Here is a 749-nt window from a genome sequence, read left to right on the forward strand (position 1 = left end):
CGAACCTTCAAATACAATTCCACGGTGAATATCCCCATGCCCTCCCATCAAATGAAAGGGCAAAAGTGGCCGACTTTTACGCCGCCCGCGACAACACAACGCCGCCGCTACCGTGGCCGAGTATTGCTCCGCCGATTACACTCAAGATATTCCCGCACAGCTCGCGGAACGACCGCCGGGTCGATCTGCGCTGTCTCCCATTCCGCCTTTGGCGCTGAGTATTGCTTGTTGGCATCGGCCTGGATGATGCTGGCATCTGTCGCGAAGGTCTCGCCGCCAACCAAGCCCTCCGCCATGCAGCGTTCCACGACCGTCTCAAATAGATGGCGGAACAGATCGCAGTCACGGAACCGTCCATGCATTGCCCAGCAGTTGATTGCGTTGCAATCAATGAGAGGGGCGGTTCTTGGAAAAGGTTGAGTGATCCGGGATCCGATCGGACAGATCCAGTCTGCAAAACCAGCGATATGCAAGGTTCAGATGCACCTCTTCGCAGAGCCGACGCTCGGACCGGATGCCAAAGCAGTATCCAACCAGCAGCATGCGGATCATCAATTCCGGATCAATCGATGGGCGGCCTGTGTGGCTGTAGAAATCCGTCAGATGGGCGCGAATGCTGCTGAGATCAACGAACCGATCAATCGCACGCAGCAGGTGATCTTGCGGGACGTGATCTTCAAGCGAGAACTCATAGAACAAGGCCGCCTGCGCTTCCTGCTTCGGTCCCATCATCGCAATCAACCTCCAGT

The 749-nt window shown here is 56.3% G+C and carries 1 pseudogene; it reads right to left on the reverse strand.

Features of this window, described 5'->3' with window-relative positions:
• Positions 1 to 140 precede the first annotated feature (140 nt).
• Positions 141 to 732 (reverse strand): annotated as a pseudogene (locus ACFWW2_RS17085) (transposase); the annotation flags it as partial.
• Positions 733 to 749 lie beyond the last annotated feature (17 nt).

Origin of the sequence: Yoonia sp. R2-816 (assembly GCF_046762905.1) — a bacterium.
Taxonomy (GTDB): Bacteria; Pseudomonadota; Alphaproteobacteria; order Rhodobacterales; family Rhodobacteraceae; genus Yoonia.